At 44.3% G+C, this 24752-nt stretch carries 21 protein-coding genes; 9 read left to right on the top strand and 12 right to left on the bottom strand.

Features of this window, described 5'->3' with window-relative positions:
- Positions 1-66: 66 nt before the first annotated feature.
- Complete coding sequence (locus tag OCV12_RS09880) at positions 67-453, bottom strand: DUF6575 domain-containing protein (protein ID WP_261884553.1); 387 nt, start codon at positions 451-453, stop codon at positions 67-69.
- 312 nt (positions 454-765) lie between these two features.
- On the opposite strand from OCV12_RS09880, the gene trxB reads away from it, so the two are divergent.
- The 5 genes from trxB (at position 766) to OCV12_RS09905 (ending at position 6761) form a co-directional block, all read left to right on the top strand.
- Positions 766-1725 carry a thioredoxin-disulfide reductase gene (trxB, locus tag OCV12_RS09885; protein WP_050052961.1) on the top strand — a complete coding sequence of 320 codons (960 nt, stop codon included), beginning with the start codon at positions 766-768 and terminating at the stop codon, positions 1723-1725.
- Between the two features lie 161 nt (positions 1726-1886).
- On the top strand, positions 1887-3671 hold the full coding sequence (gene cydD / locus OCV12_RS09890) for a heme ABC transporter permease/ATP-binding protein CydD (RefSeq protein WP_123296783.1): 1785 nt from the start codon (positions 1887-1889) through the stop codon (positions 3669-3671).
- A complete protein-coding gene (gene cydC, locus OCV12_RS09895; RefSeq protein WP_261884554.1) occupies positions 3664-5385 on the top strand; it encodes a heme ABC transporter ATP-binding protein/permease CydC in 1722 nt (573 codons plus the stop codon). Before cydD ends, cydC begins: the two co-directional genes overlap by 8 nt.
- Positions 5386-5732: 347 nt before the next feature.
- Entirely contained in the window at positions 5733-6308 is a 576-nt protein-coding gene (locus OCV12_RS09900; RefSeq protein WP_261884555.1) for a nucleoside 2-deoxyribosyltransferase, read from the top strand.
- 111 nt (positions 6309-6419) lie between these two features.
- Positions 6420-6761 (top strand): hypothetical protein, encoded by a 342-nt coding sequence (locus OCV12_RS09905; RefSeq protein WP_261884556.1) that lies wholly within the window; start codon positions 6420-6422, stop codon positions 6759-6761.
- A 201-nt stretch (positions 6762-6962) separates the two neighbouring features.
- On the opposite strand, the gene OCV12_RS09910 is transcribed toward OCV12_RS09905, so the two are convergent.
- Together OCV12_RS09910 and OCV12_RS09915 are read right to left on the bottom strand one after the other, a co-directional pair.
- Positions 6963-7820: an EAL domain-containing protein gene (locus OCV12_RS09910; protein ID WP_261884557.1), complete on the bottom strand. Its 858-nt coding sequence runs from the start codon at positions 7818-7820 to the stop codon at positions 6963-6965.
- A 9-nt stretch (positions 7821-7829) separates the two neighbouring features.
- Positions 7830-8120 (bottom strand): hypothetical protein, encoded by a 291-nt coding sequence (locus OCV12_RS09915; protein ID WP_261884558.1) that lies wholly within the window; start codon positions 8118-8120, stop codon positions 7830-7832.
- A gap of 259 nt (positions 8121-8379) precedes the next feature.
- Between OCV12_RS09915 and OCV12_RS09920 the strand changes: the two genes are divergently transcribed.
- The 3 genes from OCV12_RS09920 to OCV12_RS09930 all read left to right on the top strand — a co-directional run bounded on the left by OCV12_RS09920 (position 8380) and on the right by OCV12_RS09930 (position 11684).
- Entirely contained in the window at positions 8380-9264 is an 885-nt protein-coding gene (locus tag OCV12_RS09920) for a winged helix-turn-helix domain-containing protein (protein WP_261884559.1), read from the top strand.
- Between the two features lie 180 nt (positions 9265-9444).
- Positions 9445-10062, top strand: a complete 618-nt coding sequence (locus tag OCV12_RS09925) for a redoxin family protein (RefSeq protein WP_261884560.1) — start codon at positions 9445-9447, stop codon at positions 10060-10062.
- A 203-nt stretch (positions 10063-10265) separates the two neighbouring features.
- Positions 10266-11684, top strand: a complete 1419-nt coding sequence (locus OCV12_RS09930) for a hypothetical protein (protein ID WP_261884561.1) — start codon at positions 10266-10268, stop codon at positions 11682-11684.
- Between the two features lie 85 nt (positions 11685-11769).
- Here the strand turns inward: OCV12_RS09930 and OCV12_RS09935 are convergent, their stop codons facing one another.
- The 9 genes from OCV12_RS09935 to OCV12_RS09975 all read right to left on the bottom strand — a co-directional run bounded on the left by OCV12_RS09935 (position 11770) and on the right by OCV12_RS09975 (position 23724).
- Entirely contained in the window at positions 11770-13653 is a 1884-nt protein-coding gene (locus tag OCV12_RS09935; protein ID WP_239846915.1) for a methyl-accepting chemotaxis protein, read from the bottom strand.
- Between the two features lie 323 nt (positions 13654-13976).
- A complete protein-coding gene (locus OCV12_RS09940) occupies positions 13977-15548 on the bottom strand; it encodes a BCCT family transporter (RefSeq protein WP_176680969.1) in 1572 nt (523 codons plus the stop codon).
- A gap of 272 nt (positions 15549-15820) precedes the next feature.
- Entirely contained in the window at positions 15821-17419 is a 1599-nt protein-coding gene (locus OCV12_RS09945; protein ID WP_239846914.1) for a BCCT family transporter, read from the bottom strand.
- Between the two features lie 169 nt (positions 17420-17588).
- A complete protein-coding gene (locus OCV12_RS09950) occupies positions 17589-18227 on the bottom strand; it encodes a response regulator transcription factor (protein ID WP_176680967.1) in 639 nt (212 codons plus the stop codon).
- Positions 18220-19575 carry a cache domain-containing protein gene (locus OCV12_RS09955; RefSeq protein ID WP_048659562.1) on the bottom strand — a complete coding sequence of 452 codons (1356 nt, stop codon included), beginning with the start codon at positions 19573-19575 and terminating at the stop codon, positions 18220-18222. Before OCV12_RS09955 ends, OCV12_RS09950 begins: the two co-directional genes overlap by 8 nt.
- Before the next feature lie 104 nt (positions 19576-19679).
- On the bottom strand, positions 19680-20963 hold the full coding sequence (locus OCV12_RS09960; RefSeq protein ID WP_048664743.1) for a TRAP transporter large permease: 1284 nt from the start codon (positions 20961-20963) through the stop codon (positions 19680-19682).
- 9 nt (positions 20964-20972) lie between these two features.
- The gene (locus OCV12_RS09965; protein ID WP_261884562.1) at positions 20973-21518 is read right to left on the bottom strand and encodes a TRAP transporter small permease subunit; all 546 of its coding nucleotides are present in this window, start codon (positions 21516-21518) and stop codon (positions 20973-20975) included.
- 197 nt (positions 21519-21715) lie between these two features.
- Entirely contained in the window at positions 21716-22810 is a 1095-nt protein-coding gene (locus OCV12_RS09970; RefSeq protein WP_017060957.1) for a TRAP transporter substrate-binding protein, read from the bottom strand.
- A 521-nt stretch (positions 22811-23331) separates the two neighbouring features.
- Positions 23332-23724: a hypothetical protein gene (locus OCV12_RS09975; protein WP_048664741.1), complete on the bottom strand. Its 393-nt coding sequence runs from the start codon at positions 23722-23724 to the stop codon at positions 23332-23334.
- 220 nt (positions 23725-23944) lie between these two features.
- Between OCV12_RS09975 and OCV12_RS09980 the strand changes: the two genes are divergently transcribed.
- Positions 23945-24745, top strand: coding sequence for a DUF2982 domain-containing protein (locus tag OCV12_RS09980; RefSeq protein ID WP_261884563.1), 801 nt, complete (start codon positions 23945-23947; stop codon positions 24743-24745).
- Positions 24746-24752: the final 7 nt, after the last annotated feature.

The following is a 24752-nucleotide window of genomic DNA, read 5'->3' on the forward strand; positions in this document are numbered from 1 at the left end:
CAATTACTCCAATGTTCTGATTTGGTTTTATCCAATAGTGTGTAGAGCCTACAAGGTCTCTACACACTAAAACATACAAGCTTCTTCAAGGTCGATTTCAAAATCAACGGGCGGTAGGTTTGCTAGATGCTTGTTCGTAGCATTCAGTAGTTCGACCTTCGCGGACTTCCCTACTTCGTTTGTGTAGATAGTCGCTAGATAAAGTTTGTCTGAACGGTGGAATGCGGCGTGAAAGCTCACTTCTTTGTTTAACAAGCTGGCTAGCAATGGTTTGGTTACCGGAATGTAAGCCCACTTAATGCACTGGCCGTTGTCATAGTCCCCACTCCAATACACCATAAACCTTTGGGTGTTTTCATTCTTAACCGAGAAACACTTCGGTCCTAAGACGTCTTGATACACTTCCAGTAGTTCCAATTTACCTAGCTGTGTGCCTGTTGGGAGTAAGTTCATTGCTCGTTCCTCATGTTTCTAACGTTGCTATCAAACATTGCGAATAATCTTACAATTAAATACTGTTTTTATATACAGTTATCTGAGCGTATTTTGATATGGCAATAAGAAATCGATAACGAAGCAGCACGAACCCTTGAAGAACACAGTGCTTTCACTGATCTTTCAGCCACGAAAACGTTTGTCTCGATTAAGTTCTAAACTATAACGATTAATTACACTTCAGCCCTTGTTTACACTTTTATTGCCTCCATATTTTCCATACAATCCTAAGCGATTATAAATAAAAACAAATTCAATTTCGGAGTCCTCATGAGCGACGTAAAGCACTGTAATTTATTGATTCTTGGTTCTGGCCCTGCTGGCTATACAGCTGCAGTTTACGCTGCTCGTGCAAACCTAAACCCAGTTCTGGTTACTGGTATGCAGCAAGGTGGTCAGCTTACAACCACAACAGAAGTGGAAAACTGGCCGGGTGATGCGGAAGGTTTAACGGGTCCAGCTCTAATGGATCGCATGAAAGAGCACGCAGAGCGCTTTGAAACAGAGATCCTGTTCGACCACATTAACGAAGTAGACCTTTCAAACCGCCCTTTCCGTCTTAAAGGCGATTCTGGCGAGTACACATGTGATGCGTTGATCATCTCAACAGGCGCATCAGCTAAGTACCTAGGTTTAGAGTCTGAAGAAGCATTCAAAGGCCGCGGCGTTTCTGCTTGTGCAACGTGTGATGGTTTCTTCTACCGCAACCAGAAAGTAGCGGTTGTGGGTGGCGGTAACACGGCTGTTGAAGAAGCACTTTACCTATCTAACATCGCGTCTGAAGTTCACCTAGTTCACCGCCGTGACACGTTCCGCGCTGAAAAGATTCTTGTTAAGCGTTTAATGGACAAAGTAGAGAACGGCAACATTGTTCTTCACACTGACCGCACACTAGACGAAGTTCTTGGCGACGACATGGGCGTAACTGGCGTTCGTATTAAAGATACTCAGTCTGATAAGACAGAAGATATCGAAGTAATGGGCGCGTTCATTGCTATCGGTCACCAACCGAACACTGAAATCTTCAAAGGCCAAGTTGATATGAAAGATGACTACATCATCGTTCAGTCTGGTCTTGAAGGTAACGCGACGCAAACAAGCATCCCTGGCGTATTTGCTGCGGGTGATGTAATGGACCACAACTACCGCCAAGCAATCACTTCTGCTGGTACAGGTTGTATGGCTGCACTGGATGCTGAACGCTTCCTAGATGGCCTTAACGATAAGTAAATCTGAGATTGCAGATTTGATTATCGGTGCTCTCGCCTCAGTAGATGCAGGGCGTCATCACATTTTGTTGTAAATCCCTAAAGCCCAGTGGTATATCCACTGGGCTTTCTTTTGTATACTAGCCGCCCTCAACAAATAATAATTATCATTAAGCCTTCATAATGGATAAGAAAAAACAACGCAGCTTGAACAAGTGGCTTAAGCAACAGAGTAAGTTAGCGAAACGCTGGCTTATGATTGCGATTAGCCTTGGCGTACTTTCAAGCGTGTTTTTAATTGCTCAAGCAGCTCTTCTCGCCTCTATTCTTCACCAGCTGATCATCGAGAATGTCGATAAGTCTGAACTGGTTGGTCATTTTGCTGGCTTGGCACTTTCGGTCGTTGGCCGTGCGGGCTGTACATGGGGTCGTGAAATCGCAGGTTATCGCTGTGGTGAACAGATCCGTGTTTACATTAGGCAGCTCATTCTCGATAAGTTACGCGAACTTGGTCCTGCTTACATCAAAGGTAAGCCTGCAGGTACGTGGGCAACCTTGTTGCTAGAACAAGTTGAAGACATGCAAGACTTCTTCTCTCGTTACTTACCTCAGATGTCTTTGTCGGTAATGATTCCGTTCATTATTTTAGTCGTGGTGTTCCCAGTAAACTGGGCAGCTGGCCTTATCTTCTTGCTGACTGCGCCACTGGTACCGATGTTCATGGCACTTGTAGGTATGAAAGCGGCCGATGCAAACCGTAAAAACTTCAAAGCGCTTCAGCGTCTTTCAGGTCACTTTTACGACCGTTTGCAATCCATGACAACGATTCGTCTTTTCGACCGTACTAGCGCTGAAACAGAAGTATTGAAAGGTGCATCTGAGGTGTTCAGAACGCGCACCATGGATGTGTTGAAGATCGCTTTCTTGTCTTCTGCTGTACTTGAGTTCTTCACATCTATCTCTATTGCGATGACAGCGGTTTACTTTGGTTTCACTTACATCGGCGAGCTTAACTTCGGTCACTACGGCGTTGGTATTACGCTATTCGCTGGTTTGTTTATCCTTATCTTGGCACCTGAGTTTTACCAGCCTCTGCGCGACTTAGGTACGTTCTACCACGCGAAGCAACAAGCGGTGGGTGCTGCCGAGAGTATTGTTGAGTTCCTAGAAACCGACATCACTAAGGTTAAATCAGGTGACACGCAACTAGACCCAGCTCAAGGCATCAATATTGAGGCTCAAGATCTGAAAGTGTTGAGTCCTGAAGGTGTTCAACTGGTTGGCCCTATCTCGTTTGCACTGAATACTCGCCAGTCGACTGCATTAGTTGGTCCAAGTGGTGCGGGTAAAACAAGTTTGATTAATGCCATTCTTGGTTTCATGCCTTATGAAGGAAGCTTGAAAATCAATGGCGTCGAACTGCGTGATTTAGACTTGGCATCTTGGCGTAAGACGATCAGTTGGGTTGGTCAAAACCCATTGTTGCTTCACGGCAGCATTCGTGACAACGTCACTCTAGGGAAGCAAGATATCACTGACCAAACTGTTCAAAACGCACTAGAGCAATCTTTTGCTAACGAATTTGTCAGCGAACATGGCTTGGATTACATGATTTCTGATCGTTCAGGTGGCCTATCTGTTGGTCAATCTCAGCGTTTAGCTTTGGCTCGTGCAATGATTCAAGACGGCCAATTCTGGTTATTAGATGAACCCACTGCCAGCCTAGATACTCGCAGTGAACAGCTCGTGATGAAAGGCATTAACAGCAACATCGAAAGTCGCACTGCCCTGCTTGTGACGCACCAACTTGCTCCTCTTCAATCGGTCGATAACATTCTGGTTATGCGCGATGGTGGTCTTGTGGAACAAGGTCATTACTCTCAGCTTTCGACTGCGGGTGGTTTATTCGAAGAGATGCTTAACGCGAACTTAGCTCAACAAGACAATAAGGGTAATTTAGATGCGTGATTTACTGCCTTACCTGAAACTCTATAAAAAGCATTGGTTTGGCCTATCGCTAGGCATGCTATTGGCTTTTGCTACTCTGTCGGCTTCTATCGGCTTGTTAACGCTATCGGGTTGGTTCATTTCAGCTTCTGCGGTTGCTGGCCTTACGATTGCGCGTGAAACCTTCAACTACATGCTGCCGGGTGGCGGTGTACGTGGTTTGGCAATGAGCCGTACTGCGGGTCGTTGGGGTGAACGTGTTGTGAGCCACAATGCGACATTCAAGCTTCTGACTGATCTGCGTATCTTCTTCTTCAAGAAGCTGGCTCCGCTGATCCCAGGTCGTATTTCAAACCTACGTGACGCCGACCTACTGAACCGCTTGGTTGCTGACGTCGACGCAATGGACCACGTTTACTTACGCTTAGTAAGCCCAGTGACGGTTGGTGTGTTGGGTATCTTCTTCCTGACTCTGTTCTTGATGTGGTTCGATAGTTCGCTTGGTTTAATCTTAGGTTCTATCCTTCTGATCATGCTGTTGGTTTGGCCTATCTTGTTCTACAAGCTGGGTAAACGTAACGGCGGTGAGCTTACACAGAACAAAGCGGATCTTCGTGTTACAACGCTAGATTGGATTGAAGGCTACAGCGAACTGACTCTGTTCGGTGCGGAAGAGCGTTACCGTAATGCGATTCTAGAAACACAACACAAGCTGATGGCGAATCAGTTTGTAAACGCTAACCTAACCGGTATGGCTTCAGCAGCATTAATGCTGTTCAACGGTTTGACGCTTGTTCTTATGCTTTGGCTTGCGGCTGATGGTGTTGGCGGCAATGCTCCAGACCCGTTCATCGCGCTAATGGCGTTCGCTACTATGGCAAGTTTTGAATTGTTGATGCCAATCGCAGGCGCGTTCCAGCATTTAGGTCAAACTCTGTCTTCTGCTCGTCGCTTGAATGAAGTGATTCTTTCTGAGCCTGAAGTTCAGTTCGCTGAAGAGAAGCTCGACATCAACAAGCCGCTGGATATTACGTTCTCAAACGTAACGTTCAACTACCCTGATTCTGAACGCAGTGTTCTGAACGCTGTCGACCTAACGATCCCTGCTACGAATAAAGTTGCGATTGTGGGTCAAACGGGTTCTGGTAAATCGACTCTGATTCAGCTTCTAACTCGCTACTGGGATCCGAAAAAGGGTTACATCTCTATCGCGGGTATTGAGCTGACACAATGGAACGAGTCACAACTGCGTGAATCTATCAGTGTGGTAAGCCAGCGTGTCGATATCTTAAATGGCACGTTACGCGACAACTTGTTGATTGCAAAACCAGATGCCAATGATGATCACCTAGCTAACATCCTTAAAGACGTTGGCCTAGAGAAGCTGCTTGAGAATACTGCTCTTGATAGCTGGTTAGGTGACGGTGGTCGTCAACTGTCTGGTGGTGAGAAGCGCCGTATTGGCATCGCTCGTGCGATTCTTCATGATGCCCCTATCCTGCTTCTTGATGAGCCTACAGAAGGCTTAGATAAGCAAACTGAGCAGAGCATCATGGCACTGTTCGAGCAGCACTTTGAAGGCAAGACGGTTATCTTCATTACGCACCGTTTGATTGGTCTGGAATCGATGGATTCTATCGTTCTGATTGAACAAGGCGAGATTGTAGAAAACGGTTCTCACGAGACACTGTTGAACGAAGAAGGACGTTATTTCCAACTTCGTCAGGCAATCTAGCGCCTTCATAGGTTCTACTTAAGCTGTAAAGAAAACCATTCAAAGCCCGAACTCATGCTCGGGCTTTTTGTTGCCTGTCGATTTTGTTCCATCTAAAAACATTCCACCTTCCCCTTAGACTCGCCACGACACTCACGCCTCATCGAGCACAAAATAGCCCCCAAGCAATATTCAAATCATAAACTTAAGCAAGGCTGAGTGAATCCGTTACTTTTTAAACCATAAAGCTAAAAACACACCAAAATCACACATTATCAAACCGTGTACTTTCGGTTATTACTTAAACAATCCAATAGATAAAAATATCAGCACAAACACCAGCACCGTTGCTAATCAGGAGTTAAACGTTGAAACGTATTTATCTAGCAGGACCAGAAGTATTTTTAAGTGACGCCGTCTCTATCGGTGATCAAAAGAAGAAGATTTGTGAAGCGTATGGGTTCGAGGGTATTTTTCCGCTCGACAATATTTTAGAGTTGAATGAACCTAGCCCGCAGCAAAACGGCTTGAAGATTGGCCGAGCAAACGAAGAGTTGATTGAAAGCTGTGATGTGGTGATTGCTAACATGACCCCTTTCAGAGGCGCAAGCTGCGATGTGGGCACAGCCTATGAGATGGGCTTTGGTAAAGCGCTGGGTAAAACGGTACTTGCTTATACCAACAACTCCGATCTTTTCTTAAAACGAAACCTAGACCAATTGCCAAACGCAAAACAAGTAGACGACCAAACCTATGTAGATGGCATCGGCATGACCCTAGAAAACTTTGGTTTAGTGGACAACCTAATGCTTGATAATTCAGTGTCAGGGCCGATTGAACTAGAAAACGTCACCATGTTTTATGACCAAACGGATGTGTATCGTAACCTGCGTGCGTTTATCCGTTGCCTCGAACAGCTAAAAAGTAACGTTAAGGCAGCATAAACCGCAAGCCAAGTAGACTGACTATGATTCTCCCGGCATCCTCACAATGTTGGGAGACTTATATTAACTCTAAGATATTAACGCTAAGGAAGAAATATGAACGAGACTTGCATGATGTCTCTGACAAGAGACGAAATAGCAGAGGGCAAAGACTATGATGCAATCAAAGCATCCTTCGATGATTTATGGTCTTCGATTGACTCAAACGAAAACGCCAACGTTAGTATTTGTACCAGTGAAGGGACTTGTCTTTTTGTGGATCGAAAACACCAGTTGTACAACATCCAGCTAGGCGTTGATCAGAACGAAGAATATCTATCATGCAGAGTTAATCAGGCTGGCCTTGAAGAGGTTGAGAGATTTCTCCATGCCTATTGCACGTACAGCAAAAGCCAATTGATTCAGTTAATCAAAGAACACAATTCAGAAAGCAATTCAGAAAGCGAGCTGTAATCATCGATTGGAATACTGATAGCCCTCCCCTCCTAAACTATTCTTTTCAAAGTCATTCAAATAGCGTTCAATCCTATCGATTTCACGTGCTAAAAAGCTAACCTCCCACACGAGAGGTTAGTGAACTAAAAGCAAAGGCAGTTCAGTTAAGGGAAATCTAAAAATTGTCTATTTTTAAACGCTGTTCTATCACTCAGCGAGTTAAGTACTACTACTCGTGACTCTTGTTTTCTTACTCAGATAAGTATTTAGCCGAAACTTCTCATCGGGCTTTGTCTCACCTTGTTTCATTAGGTTTACTGGGTATGGCTTAGGAAGATCTAAGTAATAGCCCTGATAATAATCAGCCCCATATCGACCCGCAGTCTGATAATTTTCGACATTTTCAATACCCTCAAAGATCACCTTGATGCCTTGCAGGCTAGTGATGGTATTCAGCTCTTCAAGCAGGTTGTTCTCTATTGATTCGCTCATACCAAATTCGATCAACATCTCTCTGCTGACTTTGATGTAGTTGGGCTGCACGATCGCCATGCGGCTATAACCAGACCAACCCGTACCAAAGTCGTCTAGTGCAAACGATATACCAATACTCTTCAGGTACTCTGTGCCTTTATGTAAGCTCTCGATATCCGCTAATGGGCAGTAATCTTCGACAATTTCTACGACTATCTGACTGAGGTCGACCTGCTCTTCTACGATTAACGGAAGGTATAAATTGTTTAAATCATGCCCGTGTGAAAAGTATTTAAAGAAACAAGGTGTCACATTGAGGAATAACTTGGTATCACGATCGTAGATGCTCGATTGCCTAAAGTTTCTTAAATGCATGATGTTCAGAAAGAACTTAAACCTGAACTCTGATTTTTCACCAAAGCCCTCGAGTATTTTAAAGAACCTCTTGATGTTAACTTTTTCACCTTGCATCTCAATCCGGCAAAGCGCTTCATAGCCAAACACACTCTGAGAATCATCACTAATGGATTGAAATACACTGTGTACTTTGAATCCAAGTATGGTCATCTCATATCGACTGTTCTCTGAATTCCACTCAAGCATAAGAGAGCCTCACTTGGCTTGGTTAGAACAGCACAGAGGCTGAATTGAATCCAATAAGATGGCTTCTGCCTCTTCTAACTCCATATTACGAGCAAATGTGAGCTCTTCAGAAACCAGCTCTTTAATATGGTCAGCTAAGATTTGGCGATCATCGGTTGAGATTTTTTTGCTCTGTAAATGGCACAGGCGCACCAATAAACCGATCACATCTAACCCTTTTGATTCCACGCAAGCGAGTTGTTTATACTCTTCAATGCTGCCTAGAATACGTGTAACACTTTCTTTAGAAACAACTTTCATTTCCACTCCCAAAAACAAACAACACGATTGATTATCCCTTTTTCTGTTGATGCTCTATCCGTGAATAAGTTTTTAATGTTACTTACGCCCTTCTCAAACCACATCATTCAAAAATAATGAAAAACACACCAAATCTACATTCCACACATTTTTCAAACGAACTGGATTTTTGATAGCCAAAGCGATGAAAAAAAATAGAATCGACAGCAAATAGGTTAGGCGCAATAACGACAACAATAATTAATTTTTGAGAAGTAGAATGAATAATGATAATTCACTTGTAATTAATGATGAGTTACATATAAACCTTAGCGATCGTTCAATAATGAACATTGAAAATAAAACCTTAATCAAATTAAGGCCAAAGCCCTTTCGCGTTTTACTCTACCTTCATACCCACAGTGGCCTTTGTATTAGTAAGGATGAGCTATTTAATGAATGTTGGAATGGCGCAGTGGTATCCGATCAATCTCTTACCAATACAATAAGTACGCTAAGAAAAGCACTGAGCACACTTGAAATAAAGAACGTAAAACTCACCACAGTAAGTAAAGCTGGCTACTTACTTGAGAACGTAGTGCTTGAAGAAACTACAAATATTGTGGTTCCTGCCGACAAGGTTACTGAATATTTAGAGGTTGAAGTTGAAGCTGAGGCTGACGTTAAGGCCGATGTAAAAGTCGAAGCATTACCCCTTATTGAAGTGCGCGCGATAACAGAAGTCCCAACCAAAAGTAATGAAAAACTGGCTTATCTGAGAAAGGTAATGATGTTGTTATTGGCTATTACTTCCCTCTCACTCATCAGAGGCTGCTATAACACCAATAATATTAATAAGAACATGAATCAGCGTTTGGTCTCTACCGAGAATATTTCATACAACCTTGTTGATCATACGGGAATATTAGATCTTGATAACGTTGAAGGAATAATAAGATTCAACTCATACAAAGACTGTAAGGCGCGTCATATTGATATAACCGTAACTAAAAATGATGATGGCGTCTTCGAAACAGACTTCTCAATCATTTATCGAAATAAAGCTCATAATTACTTACATTCTTACAAAGTAAGAAATGACAATTCGGAAGTTAGAATAATACAGATTTCTAAGATTCTCAGTTTGTGTAAACTGTCTTTTTAATCAATAAGTCAATAGTGAGTCGTCCATCGATATTAGCAGGTTAATTCAGTTGCTATTCGCGTATTACATCGATTGGTGTAATTTTCATTATCTATTTGTTTGAACAAAACCCGAGTAACTCAGATAGAGTTCGCTCCGCTTTGAAACTGAGCTTAATTAAACAAATTCAAGAGACTAAACATGAAAAAAACGCTAATCACGCTAGCTGCACTATTTCTTACATCAACCGTTAGCGCTGCGGACTACTTAACCACCAGCGAAACGGCTCCTACAGGGAAAGACAATACGCTGACTTTATACTATGAGACGACTTTCAACCTAGTTGGTAACAGCCTGTCTGTGGGTGATTACCTGCCATCGGTTACGTTAATGACAAACCAAAATCATCCATACGACACGACAGCGAAAACGGATAAGGTCCGTATTTTTAGCGTACTAGCGTCTATTGATACACCAGTATGTAACCAACAGGCTCAGGACCTTTCGAACTTCGTCAAAGCAAACCCTGAACTCACCAATAATATTGAATTCATTGGTTTGAGCGCAGACACCACGTTCGCACTTGATCGATTCAAGAAAGAGAAAGGCATCACTGACAAGCTAACTTTGCTTTCAGATGCCAAAGACCACGTATTTGGTTTTGAATCAGGCACACAAATCAACGAACTTGGACTACTGGCTCGTAGCACGTTCGTTGTCGATAAAGACAACAAAATTGTTCATATTCAGCGAGTTCCAGAGCTGACTATGATTCCCGACTTGAACAAGGCTGTTGAAGTCGCGAAACAATACTTCTAAATAAAGTCAACCAGTGGGCAAGTTTAGGCTTGTCCACTTAAAACCGATTCTCTTCCCTTGCACCACGAAATCAATAACCCAGATCAATCACTCGTAACACATTTGTAAGCACTATCAATACGCAACTTACAAAAGCTTACCAAGAGCAAATGCCATTTCTTGTAACATGCTGGCTTTATAGCTTGTAGATAACTTGGTCCCCTATGGTATACAAACTCACAATTCCCACTCTAGTTCTGACTACGATGCTCACTGCGTGCGGCGGAAGTAGCGACAGCAATAACACGAGCGCATCAAAGAATGTCATCGATGCATCAAGCGCCAAATCCGTTGTTAGCTTAGGAAGTAATTACTCGTTGCAATTCAGTGTTAAATCGATTGCAACGGGTACAGACAAGAACGTGAACATTGATATTACCCAGTACGGTAATACACAAAAAGCGAGCGGCAGTTTCGCGCAAGTCCACGGCATTCCTGAGCGCAATTACAAGACTCAAAGCGATGCAGATATCACCTTCTCTGTGACGGCAACAAACTCAGCGGGTAAGACGTTCGACGTTGAAAACTTCAGTATTTACTACGAAAACTTTAACTCAACGAGCACTCTTGAAAAGCTTGCAATTGCCGAAGTTGAAAACAATATAAATAACGTTGTTCGATGGAAACAGGCCGATACTGTCACTATCAACAAGCAATTCATTACTGATAGCACAGGCGTCAAATTTAATATCGATCAAATGAGACCAATGAACCTCTATGTTCGTGTGGGCAACACTTTGAGTAACGGTATTCAATTTGTTCCATCCTTTGCTCAAAGTGCATCAGAGACGTTTGCACGTGTACCAACGAGTGATTGCTCTGTTATCACAAATACGACAGGTGATTTGCTCGCCAATGGCATCAAGCAACGCACATGCGTAGAAGCACACGGTTATAAGATTCCAATGTTGATTGAAGACCAGTCAAAGAATAACGGTGCAGCAAAAGTCGCTCACGTTAAGAACATCATGCAGTACTACCTTGATAGCTTCCCGGCAGAAGTGACCAAGGCCATTTACGACAGTAAAGCGACAATGGGGTTCTTTTACGATGAAGATTGGGCTGATGGCCCAAATAGAGATGCAGGCGAATATTTAGATGAGAATTACCGCTTCCAAGATCTGTTTGCGACTGAAACTACAGACACGACAAAAGGCGAGAACAAACCGGACTTAGCAACTCAGAGAGACGCTGCGTTTGAAGAGATCATCCACTTTGTACACGATTACGGTGTGATGAACTTGGCGGTACAATCATCTTCTTCGAAATGGGCGACGATGCAAAAAGAGTTAGATGAACTCAATGAAAAAGCAATTCTTGCGGGTTCTTACTTTCCAAACGGAAAAGACTCAACGATCGTCGAAGCGGATCTAGATGCAGAGTCATACGATCAAGAATATCTAGCTTACTCTCTGTATGCTTACTACGACGTGAACTACAAAGGCTACCGTGCTCAAGAGCTAAGTTCTGCGACATTCACAGAGCTACAAGCTAACGACCCAGAGATGGTTAAATTCATGGAAGAATACTTCCCTACTCGTGCAGCTCTTAAGGCTAAGTTCCCAGGTTACCCTAACAACTAGTTCTAGCTGAGTAAGCCTCTAACGAGCAGGCACAAAAAAGCCGAATGTGACAATCACATTCGGCTTTTAAATGACGAGTTAGCGCTTACAGCTTGAAGCGGCTGATTTCGCTCTCTAGTTCGTGAGACAGTTCAGACAGCTGAGCAGCTTGCTCTGCCGCTTGGTGTGCTTCGTCAGCTAGCTCGTTAGACACGTCACGGATTCCTTCAGTGTTACGAGTAATCTCAGACGTTACAGACGCTTGCTCTTCTGCAGCAGAAGCAATCTGTGTTGCCATGTCACTGATGCGTTCAACAGCTGCATGAATTTGCGTTAGGCTCGCTGCTGCCGAGTTAGCGTCATCAACGCTGGTTTCAGCAAGCGTACGGCTATCATTCATGATGTTAACCGCTTTACCTGTCGTGCCTTGCAGTAATTCAATCGTCTGTTGAATTTCTTGTGTTGAGCCGTGTGTACGTTGGCTCAGAACACGAACTTCATCAGCAACAACCGCGAAACCACGACCTTGTTCACCCGCACGTGCAGCTTCGATCGCCGCGTTAAGTGCTAGTAGGTTAGTCTGTTCAGCGATACCTTGGATGTTCGACAGGATAGCGTTGATGCTGTTGCCGTGCTCTTCAAGTTCTAGAATCACGTTTGTTGCGATTTGAACTTCTTGAGCAAGGTTTTGGATTGAGCTTTGAGTCTGTGTCACTTGACCAGTACCGTGCTCACACGCGCCAACCGCTTCAGATGAGTTCTGAGCTGTGTGGTCAGCGTTACCCGCGATTTCTTGTGTTGCCGCAGCCATTTCGTTAACAGCTGTCGCTACCATGTTGATTTCGTCTTGTTGCATCTGGATGCGAGCACTACGTTCTTCAGCCTGAGAAGCCGTTTGGCGCGCTTGGTTGCCCAATGCAGCAGACACTTCGCTTAGCTTGATAACCATAGTGTGCATGTTGCCCACGAAACGGTTGAAGTTTGTAGCAAGCTGACCAATCTCGTCATCGCTCTTAGGCTCAAGACGTTGAGTAAGGTCACCTTCACCTGAAGCAATCTCTTCAAGTGCAGCAGAAACACGGTTTAGGTCGCGGAATAGGAAGCTCACTAACCAAGACACTAGTACGATTACGATTAGAGTGATCACGATAGCAGTGATGATCAGCTGCGTAAGTAGCGTTGAGTGGTTCGCTTCTTCTGTTGCTTTATCCATCTGAACCGCGAAGATCCAGTTAGTGTTAGGAACCTTCGTGAAGTAAAGCAGCTTCTCAGCGCCACGTTCTTTAATGATCTCGATGCTACCAGTACGCACTGCGTTCTCGATGATTGGCATAGAGATGTCGTTTGAAAGATCGCTTACCGGTTTCAAGCTTAGAGCTGAATCTGGGTGCGCTAGGAACGTGCCGTCAGACGCATCGATCAGCATTGCGTGAGCGTTGTCACCCACATCTAGGCTGATTACGTCGTTAACGAGTTGGTCGATAAGTACGTCTGCACCGACAACACCAACCAATTGACCATTGTGACGAACAGGTTCTGCAATCGTTACTAGAAGTGCTTTGGTGATCGCATCTTGGTAAGCCGTAGTAATGATCTGCTTACCTGCAGCGTTTGCTTCTTGGTACCAAGGACGTTGACGTGGATCGTAACCTGCACGGTTACGTTCAGGATGTGAACGGTACATTCCGCCTTCTGGAGTACCTAAAAAGATATCGTCAAAGCCACCCGCTACACGAGCTTGCTTAAGGAAAGGAACAACATCATCCTCTCGTGAAAAGTCATTAAATGCTGAAGCGATATCCGTACGAATATCAATCCAGTTCTTAATACCTTCAGATGCTGCTTCTGATACGCTTTCAGCTCGTAGGTATACGCCATTACGAGTCTGTTCAAATAACTGGTTTGCTGATAACCAAGTCAGCGCTGTAGCCATAACGACAACAGCAGATAGGCTAGCACCTATTAACTTCTGTTTTAGTGTTAGTTTCATGTCAAAGTTCACGAGTGGTGGGAAATCCCGCGCATACTACCCAATATCAGTATTAAATTCGAGCGATTTCACAATTTAATAATGGAATATATTTTTATGTAAACCATAACCTTAGCATATGCCAATTAGTTGTCATGTCGCCAAATTCAAGGCGCTATTATGTGTATGGTTATTAGGAAATATGTCAGATCTAATACGGTAAAATAGGTGTGGAAATCAAATAGAAAAATAGATGTAAAAAAGGCAGGTGAGTCTCCTCACCTGCCTTCTTATTATCTGTCGTTCGACCGCATATTCAACACGGTCGAATCGAGCTTTATGAGCTAGCGTTTCTCTGTACGCATACCCATTAGCAAGCTTACACACATCAACAATAGAATGATGGTGAACGGCAATGCTGTTGAAATAGCACCCGCTTGCAGAGCTTGCACTGCTTCTGTTCCGCCAACCCACAATAGAGCCACAGCGATCGCACCTTCAAGGAACGCCCAGAACACACGTTGAGGCACTGGCGTATCAACTTTACCACCAGCAGTAATGCTGTCGATAACAAGAGAGCCTGAGTCAGACGATGTAATGAAGAATACTAGAACCAATACAACCGCAATGATTGATAGCAGCGTACCAAACGGTAGAGCATCAAACATTTGGAACATCGCTAGTGACACATCAGTCAAACCTTCTTGACCAAGGATACCAACGTTATTCACGATTTGATCAATCGCCATGCCGCCAAATACTGACATCCAAATGATAGTTACAGTAGTTGGAACGATCAGAACCGCTGTGATGAATTCACGAACCGTACGACCTTTGGATACACGAGCGATGAACATACCTACGAATGGTGACCATGAAATCCACCAAGCCCAGTAGAATACCGTCCAACCGTGCAACCAAGCTTGGTCTTCACGACCATGAGGGTTACTCAGTGGAATGATGTTCTCGATGTATGCCATCAATGTTGTTGGGATTGAACCTAGCGTTACTGCGTAGCCGATCAGTGCCACTAAGATAAGCAGTAGGAAAGCCACCAACATGTTGATGTTACTAATAACCTTAACGCCGCCATCAATACCACGAAGTACCGAAACGACCGCCAGCAATGTCACTACAGTAATAACGATAACTTGTAGCCCTAAACCAGCTTCAAGACCGAATACGTGTTGAATACCACTCGCGGCTTGCTGCGCACCTAAGCCTAGCGATGTCGCCAAACCAAACAGGGTTGCAAGAACGGCAAGGATATCAACAATGTGACCTGCCCAGCCCCACGCTCTATCACCTAAAATTGGGTAGAAGATAGAACGAATCGAAAGCGGTAATCCCTTGTTGTAAGAGAAGAAAGCCAGTGAAAGCGCTACAACACCATAAATAGCCCAAGGGTGAAGACCCCAGTGGTACATGGTTGCACCGAGTGCCAGTTTTGCTGCTTCTGGTGTATTTGGCTCTACGCCAAGTGGCGTTTCAAACCAACCCGTGTAGTAAGCCGCTGGCTCTGCCACACTCCAGAACATTAGGCCGATACCCATACCTGCTGCAAACAGCATTGATAGCCAAGACATGAAAGAGTAATCTGCCGTTGCATCAACACCACCAAGGCGGATTTTACCAAACGGAGAAACAATCAAGCCTAAGCAGAAGAGTACGAAAATGTTGCCTGACCAGATGAACAGCCAATCAAATGAATTGATGATTTGCCCTTTAACGCCATCCAGTGCCGCCTTTGCGGATGCAGTATCAGTAACCAGAACACCAATCAAAAACAGAGTAATTAAACCTGCACTTATGCCAAATACTGGGTTATGAACATCAAAACCCCATTTTTGAACATTGTCCTGACCAACAGTGTAATCGGTACTGTCGATACTGTATTTATCTATACCTTTAGTCATTATCCCTCTCTACGGAATACTAATAGGGTCTGATGACCGAGTATCCCTTACTTACCTGTGACCTAATCACAAACTTGAACCTACGATCCAAGCAGAACAAGCGTGCTGTCACAATAATTCAAATACTTGGATGTCTGAAGTTTAGCAGGTTAACTTATTGTTTTCAGTAAACCTGAATCGGTTCGATGGGTTTTCATCCAATATTCACGTAATTACTCAAATTACTGGCGAAAAAAAGGCCGAACGAGTCGGCCATTGTTTCAAGAATACTTTTAGCTCAAAGCACTTTGCTGATTAACCAATTGATTTTCGGTTCGTAAACCAAGCAATAAGCTTAGGCACATAAGCAATAATATGAATGCAAATGGTAGCGCCATAGAGACGGTTCCGGCTTGCAGTGCTTGGATAGATTCCGTACCACCAACCCACAATAGAACCGCAGCAATAGCACCGCCCATCAACGCCCAAAATACACGTTGTGGTACTGGCGCATCGACTTTACCACCCGAGGTGATGCTATCGATAACAAGCGAGCCAGAATCTGATGAGGTGATGAAGAACACCATGATCAAACCAATCGATACTACAGAAAGTACTGAGCTCATCGGCAGCGCATCGTAAGTATGGAACAGAGAAAGGGTAATATCTTGCAGACCATTCATGCCAATCTCACCCACCTTGTTCGCCACTTGATCAATCGCGATACCACCGAAAATAGCCATCCAAATGATGATTACAGTGGTTGGGATGAACAGTACAGCCACGATAAACTCACGAATCGTACGTCCTTTAGAGATACGCGCGATGAACATACCTACGAACGGAGACCAAGACATCCACCATGCCCAGTAGAATACCGTCCAACCTTGCATCCAAGTTTCATCGTCACGACCGTGTGGATTACTTAGAGGAATAAAGTTCTCAATGTAACCCATGAGTGCTGTTGGGATGGCTTTAATGCCCGCCATTCCACCCGCAATCGTTACGAAGATCAGCAGACCCAAAGCCACCAACATGTTGACGTTACTTAGAACCTTTACACCACCGTTGATGCCACGAACTACTGACATTGTTGCTAAGAAAGTCACCACTGCGATAACAATCAACTGCATGCCAATACCACCATCAGTACCGAACACATGGTTAATACCACTGGTTGCTTGTTGAGCGCCTAAACCTAACGATGTTGCAAGGCCGAACAAGGTTGCCAGTACCGCCACGATATCAACGATATGGCCGAACCAACCCCAAGTTCTGTCACCCAAAATAGGATAGAAAATCGAGCGGATTGAAAGAGGCAGACCTTTATTGAAAGTGAAAAAGGCAAGAGCCAGAGCAACAACAGCGTAGATAGACCAGCCGTGTAAGCCCCAGTTGTAGATGGTTGCACCCAGTGCCAACTTAGCCGCTTCTGGCGAGTAAGCTTCGACACCTAATGGCGTTTCATACCAGCCAGTGAAGTAAGCGACTGGCTCAGCAACACCCCAGAACATCAAACCAATACCCATTCCCGCGGCGAATAACATCGACATCCAAGATAGGTTGGAGTGCTCTGCTTTGGCATCATTGCCACCAATACGTATCTTGCCATACGGGGAGACAATGAGGGCAAAACAGAAAATAACAAAGATGTTGGCTGCCCACATGAAGAAACCATCGAAGTTGCCGATGACTTTCCATTTGATTCCATCAAGAGCCGCTTTTGCAGTTTCCGGATCTGCGACTAAAAGTGCAATCAGGAAGATAATGATCGCCCCTGCACTGATTCCAAATACTGGGTTATGAACATCAAAACCCCATTTCTGAACGTTATCTTGTCCTACTGTATAATCGGTATTTTCAATACTATACCTATCTTTTACAGGCTCCATGCTTCCTCTCTAATTTGCAGCGCACAGTTTGCAACATTGCATTCGGCGCTTAAATTTCGAAAAGAAGAATATCAACCTGTCGCAAAAATACTAAAAAAACCTCCATAAAGGAGGCCTAAATTACACATTTAGTAATTAAATTACACATTTAATGTAATTTAGCGTAAGATCAGTCCACAAGCCCGGAGCTGACCGCGTACTTAGCAAGCTCAGCTGTAGAGTGAATGTCGAGCTTATGCTTAATATTTTGTCGATGGGTTTCTACCGTTCGATAGCTGATATTCAGTGCCTTCGCGACCTCTTTGCTACTCTCCCCTTTCGCGACTAATTTCAACACCGCTTCTTCACGTCTGCTCAATGGATTCTTCACAGATTGCGTCGGAGTAATTGGCTGAGTAAACAAATTCTGCGTCACTTTTTCACAGAAATAGGTCGAGCCTTGATTGACCGTTTTGATTGCCTGCACCATTTTTTCAGCCGAAATCTCTTTCAACATATAGCCGACCGCACCCGACTGCATCACCTTCATGATGTATTCACGGTTGTTATGCATGGTCAGCATCAGCACTTTCGCTTCTGGGTCTTCTTCTTTGATCAGGTGGGTTGCGTCAATGCCATTCATGATAGGCATACTGATATCCATCAACACCACATCAGGGCGCAGCGTTTTCACTATCTCGACGGCTTCTAGCCCATTACTGGCCGTGCCAATCACGCTAATATCTGGCTCAAGTTCCAATCTCGCCATAAAGCCATCCATTACCACTTGGTGATCATCAGCGATCACAACTCGAATAACTTCACTCATTCACTAATCCTTCTAGTGTCAGTAACACTGTAATTTCCGTTCCGAAGCCAATTTCACTCATCAGTTCAAAATCACCACCGATGAACTCCACTCGCTCTCTCATATTGCGTAGACCGATCCCTCGTTTTTCCATCGCTTTATAGGTATTGAAACCGACACCGTTATCTTGAATCAGTAACTGAAGCACGTTACCGATTTGCTGTGCGATAACCGTTACCTTGGTCGCTTGTGCGTGTTTTTCTATGTTGTTCAGTGACTCTTGCACCACTCGATAAAGGGTCGTCGCCGCTTCTGATTTTAACTTGCCAGGTTGTGTAGCAAACATGGTTTCTACTTCTATGCCCGAGTGCGCCTGAAAATCTAACAGCAATGAAGACAGCGCCGCCTCTAAACCAATGTCATCCAGTGAACTTGGGCGAAGTTGGTGTGAGATATGCCGCACCTCTTCAATGGCTCGCATCAGTGAATGCTGTGATTTATTCAGATGCGCTTTTAAGTCCTCACTCTGTAACTTATTACCAAGTAGCTCCAAGTGGCAACGACTCGACACTAATAATTGATTAATACCGTCGTGCAGCTCTCGCGCTAGGTGTTTCTTCTCGTCTTCTTGGAACATCACCGTCTTATGTGCCAGCTCTTTGAGGTTGTTATCAGCAATGCGATGTTCATGCATGTTGATGGCTAAGGTAAGCACGATAATAACAGCGACTGTCACACTCAAAATCACCACAATAGAAAAGAACGTGGTTTCAATATTCTTGTTTATCTCAGCCTGCATCGAAGCCACTTCTTGATGCACATCTTCGATATACAAACCAGTACCAATCATCCAGTCCCAGCGCTCTAGCCAAGCGGCATAACTCAACTTAGAAACAACCTCACCAGTCGACGGCTTTTGCCATAAATACTGGTGAAAACCTCCACCGGTTTGCGCCTCTCTTAACAGCGCTTCTATCAGAAAGTCGCCATCTTCGTCTTGTAGTTCGAGTAGGTTTTGACCAATCAATTCAGGCTGTATCGGATGAACTAAATTGGTTCCATGGCGATCGTAGGCGAAAAAATACCCGTCAGATCCATATCTAAGTTTAGACAATATGGCTCGAACTTCCGTTTTGGCTTGGGCTTCTTGAATGTCAGGGTCGTTATAGATGTGCTCAATGGCATCGAATGCGAGGTCTACTGTGTCCTTAAGGGCGTTTTCACGCGACTTGATTAAGCTGTCTCTGAAGATCTCGACCTCTTTCGCACCCAACGTTTTAGTTTGGTGTAACGAGATCCAACTAATGCTCGCCGTTACCAGTAGCAACGGGAGTAGCGTCAGCAAAATCAGCTTGGCTTTTAGAGGCATTCCTTTTCCTCACTAAAAACGGCCTATTGAACATCAATAAGCCGTTTTATTTTAGCAATTTATAGATAGCCGTTGAAACATATCATTCACATTCTTGGCGTCACTCACATTCCATAGAAGGCTGGAAATGCGAGAAGTGATCCAAGTACGAGGATTTGAATCAAAATGAATGGCATCACACCGCGGTAGATGTCTTTCGTTGTTACGCCTTTTGGTGCCACGCCTTTTAGATAGAACAGGCTAAAACCAAATGGCGGCGTCAGGAATGAGGTTTGCAGGTTCATCGCAATCAGGATAGCAAACCAAGTCATGTTGATGCCCATCAATTCAGCCACTGGCGCAATGATTGGGACGATGATGAAACAGATCTCTACGAAGTCGATGAAGAAACCCAAAATCAAAATAACCAACATGGTGATGATCAAGAAGCCCCATTTTTCACCCGGCAACTGCAACATCCACTCTTCAACCAGATAATCACCGCCCGTGTAAGTAAACGCCATCGAGAACGCAGTCGCACCCAGCAAGATAGCAAACACCATCGCTGTTACTTTCACCGTCTCTTTCGATGCGTCATACACCATCGACCAACTAAACTGACCATACAGCAGTGCCAATACCATCGCGCCCGCGCCACCTAATGCTGCAGACTCTGTTGGCGTTGCCACACCCGCAAAAATTGAACCCAGTACCACAATTATTAACGCAAGAGGTGGAAGAATCGCTTTAAGTGCATCCAACACTTCTTGCTTGCGGCTGATTGAATCGTCCCGCTCAATCGGTTGAGCTGCTTCAGGGTGTAGCTTGGCATATATCAAGATGTAGAGAATGTACGCGCCGACTAACATCACGCCCGGCCAAATCGCCGCTTGGAACAAGTCCCCTACTGGTACTCCTAATACGTCACCTAATAAGATCAATACGATGGATGGCGGAATGATTTGCCCTAACGTACCAGACGCACAAATGGTGCCGCACGCTAGGCCTTTGTCGTAATTGTACTTGAGCATTACTGGCAATGAGATAAGTCCCATTGCAACAACAGAAGCACCAACCACACCAGTAGAAGCTGCAAGCAGTGAACCTACTAATACGGTTGAAATCGCGATACCACCACGAACGCCACCAAACAGCCTTCCCATAGACTCAAGCAACTGCTCAGCAAGCTTGGTCTTTTGTAGAACGAGCCCCATAAAAACAAACAATGGAACGGCCATCAGAACCGTGTTTTCCATAATGGATTGAATTCGATATGGCATGAAGGCAAACATTTCAATGCCCTCAGCCCAAACACCAAAGATTAACGCGATACCACCAAAGGTAAACGCCACTGGGAAGCCAAGTAAAAGCGCAAACAAGGCTACGAAAAACATTACTATTCCAATCATGTTCAGCCTCTACTTGTTGTTTGTATGAATATTGTTTGCATGGATAAGGTGCGGATTAAAAATCTTGTTCAGTGAATGCAGGATCAAACCTACGCCACTGAGTGCCATTAAGAAGAATGACAGCGGGATCATGGCTTTGATGATCCAGCGATACGGCAGGCCGCCGGGATCGCCCGAAGTTTCACCCAGTTCATAGCTCTCTTTGGCAACATCGATACCAAACCAAGCCACCAGCAGGCAAAACGGAAGTAAAAAGATAAGCGTACCTAGCAGGTCAATGATGGCTTGCGCCTTAAAGCTCAGTTGCTCGTAGAACACGTCAACTCGAACATGACCACCTGCTTTGATTGCATAAGGAACACCGAGTAGGAAAACGGCGGAGAAAAGGTGCCATTCCATCTCTTGGAAGGCAATAGAGACATCGTTGAAGGCATATCTCATGACAACGTCATACACGACATTGGCGATAAGTAAAATAAACAACATACTGGAAAGCCATCCCAGTGCGTCACCGATACGATTAAACAGGCGTTCAATATAAATTAGACTTCGCATTCCCGACTCCATGGAATTTGAAAAGACATCGCGCAGCCGGGTTAATAAGCTGTTCGATGTAGAAAGGGTTCTTGGGCGTATTACAGGATTTATCCTGCTTAATTATTATGTTTTAAATGAACCCTCGGCTTATTCACTCTTAAATACTCAATAAGAAAAGCTTCGGGCTCATTTAGATTCAGTTCAACAACTGTCGATTATTTCGCTTGGCTATTTAGGTAAGCTCTGTGAGAAATATCCGTCCATGAACGTACTTGCTCTAGGTAGCTTGCTTGTGAAGCTTGAATCTCTTTTGCTAACTCATCTTTCTCAGCATGTGCAGCAAGTAGGCGATCGTTCGCTTCTTTCAGTGCAGACATAACCTCTGGCGGGAAATCTTTCACTTGTACATCAGGGTATTCAGTCTTCATTGAAACCCAGTTCTTACCACTTTCGTGCGTTGCTTGTGTGTACATGTCGTAAGCTGCTGTACGCATTGCAACACGCAGGATTTCTTGTAGGTCTTCAGGCAGCTTGTTCCATGTACGCTTGTTCACTAGGAATTGAAGCTCTGAACCCGGCTCGTGCCAACCTGTGTAGTAGTAAGGCGCGATTTTGTGGAAGCCCATTCGTAAATCCAGTGATGGACCTACCCACTCTAGTGCATCAATCGTGCGACGCTCTAGGGACGTGTAAAGTTCACCTGGGGCAATGTTCGTCGGTTTAGCTCCTAACTCAGCAAGAATCTCGCCCGCAAAGCCTGGAATTCGCATTTTCAGACCTTGTAGATCTTCAACGCTGTTGATCTCTTTTTGAAACCACCCACCCATCTGAATATCTGTGTTACCACCTGGGAACGACATCAAGTTGTGTGGAGAGTAAACCTGCTCCATCAACTCCATACCACCACCGTGATAGAACCACGCGTATTGTTCTGCTGGCGTCATACCGAAAGGCATAGAAGTGAAGTAAAGAGTGTTTGGAACTTTACCTTTCCAGTAGTAAGAGCCTGAGTGACCCATGTCGTATTGACCAGACTTAACCATGTCAAAAACGCCAAGAGGGGCTTTATGTTTGTTTGCTGAATCGATTCTGATTTGAAGTCGACCATTCGACATCTTCTCAGCCATCGCTGCCATGTTCTTAGTTGCATCACCGAAAACTGGGAAGTTTGGTCCCCACGTTTCTGCAAGCTTTAAACGGTAAACCTTATCAGCGGCTGTAGCACCAGTAGCGACCAAAGCTAAACAAGCCGCAGCGGTTACTGCAACGTTTTTAAAAACTCGTGTGAGGGAGTTAGAAATGAGACTCATGTTCACGTCCTTTGTTGGGTTAACACTCTTTCTATGAGCATTTTTTATGATTCAACATAAGAGTGCACCGTGATGAGGCAACAAGATATCAGGGAGAGCACGCACGCATGGCGTGAGCAAAGTTACGTATTAGACCAAAGGATTAAGTAGAACTACGTAGGAGATGATTGAATAGTGTCGATTTAAAAGGAGTTTGGATATTCACTAAGGCAATACGTATTGATAAATACCTAAGTAGTTATAATGAACCGCTATTAACAATTGATTCCCATTTCGTGATGAAGCTCTATCCATTGCTGCATTTTAGGGAAAGTCACCCGCGCTTTTTAGTTAGGCGCCCTACTTTAGGGCTTGGTGATTAGAAGCAAAACTAGGAATTAGAGATAGCAAGTTAGGCGGTCGCTTGGAATGGGAATAACTGGCAGATGAGAATAAGCGGTAAATGAAGTTTATGGCAGATACAAAAAAGCCTCGATAATCGAGGCTTAAAAACTTAACGAAGCGAATGTAATCCCACAGGATTAGATAGCTTTGTAGATAACCTTGTTACCTGCTAGCTGCTCTTTCGCTACTAGGTTTTCTTCAAGAAGTTTTTTCAATGCGCCTGTTGCCCATGAAGCTGCTTTCGCGTCTTCTTGACCAGCTTCTAGGCCGATACCTTTAGGGTTAATGCCTTCAGCATTGCTAACAACGATGTCTAGAACTTGTTGTTGCTTAGGAGTCAGTGCTACTGCAACTTCTTTAGTTGCTGCTACTGTTTTCTCTACCGCTGGTTTTGCTGCTACAGTTTTTTCTGCTACAACTTTCTCTGCGACAGGCTTCGCTTTTTTCGGCGTTGCCACTGCTTTAACTACAGCCGCTTTAGTGCGTTTCTGCAGTTTAGCCTGCACCTTACGCTTATGAGCAAGTCTCATTGAATATTTCTCCAGTTCACTGCTCTTTTCGCAGTGGTGAAAATTTGAAGCGCGATTTATACCAAAAAACAGGAGCTATTTGTAGAGTGAAGCGTCGAAAGTCGACGAAAAATACCGATATTGTCTACTAGCGTCTATTATTTAAACATCGACTTATCAATTCAGGGTCATATACACTGGTTATCCATCCAGACAAAAATATGAAAACTTGGTGTTGCCTATGGACACTCGTCATCTTACTAATTTCTCTTTGCCTTCATTCACTCGCTCGTACCGTATCCTAGCCGTTATTTTGGGCTTCATTTGCCTAATCGTTGCGCTCTACAGTGACAACCCAAAGTTACTGATCGTTGGTGCTTTTTGCAGTATTACCCTTCTGGGAACTGGCTATTATTTGATGCTGCGCAGCCGAGTGATGTTCACGCTGACTCCGACTCATTTTCAGCAGCATTTCTATAAAGGCGGTTGGGTTTTGAAATGGAGCAACATCCAAAAAATAGGCCTGTGCACTTACGAACAAGATGGCTGGCACCAACCTTTGCCATGGGTAGGAGTTAAGGTCAAAGACTACTCACCCTACCTCGATTCAATCTGCCCTAAGATCACCTGTGAATTATTGCTCAGCCAACGTGCACTTTTGTACTTGGGAGCAAAGCAAGCGGGTAAAGAGTCGAACTTTGAAGACATGGTTTTAGACTCATCGCACTACCACACGCGTTGTACCGAAAACGGCTGTGTTGAATTAAGCCAATATAAAGAATCAAAGAGTAATGACGAGGTGCATTTCAACGCTCAACAAGCACAAATGGATGCCGATTCATCTGATGAAGCAAATAATCAAAACGCGGTGTTCAAAGACTATTCAGGCTTACAGGCGATGCTTGCCAACAGAATGAAGTATCAAAGAGGCTTCCACGGTTATGACATTTTCATATCAACCCATGATTTGAATATTAGCGGAGAAGAGTTTGTTGGTCTGGCTCGACGCTACTTGGCAGCAGCCGAGCGCCTCTCTGATTAAAGTTAAA

The organism is Vibrio pomeroyi (genome assembly GCF_024347595.1).
GTDB lineage: Bacteria > Pseudomonadota > Gammaproteobacteria > Enterobacterales > Vibrionaceae > Vibrio > Vibrio pomeroyi.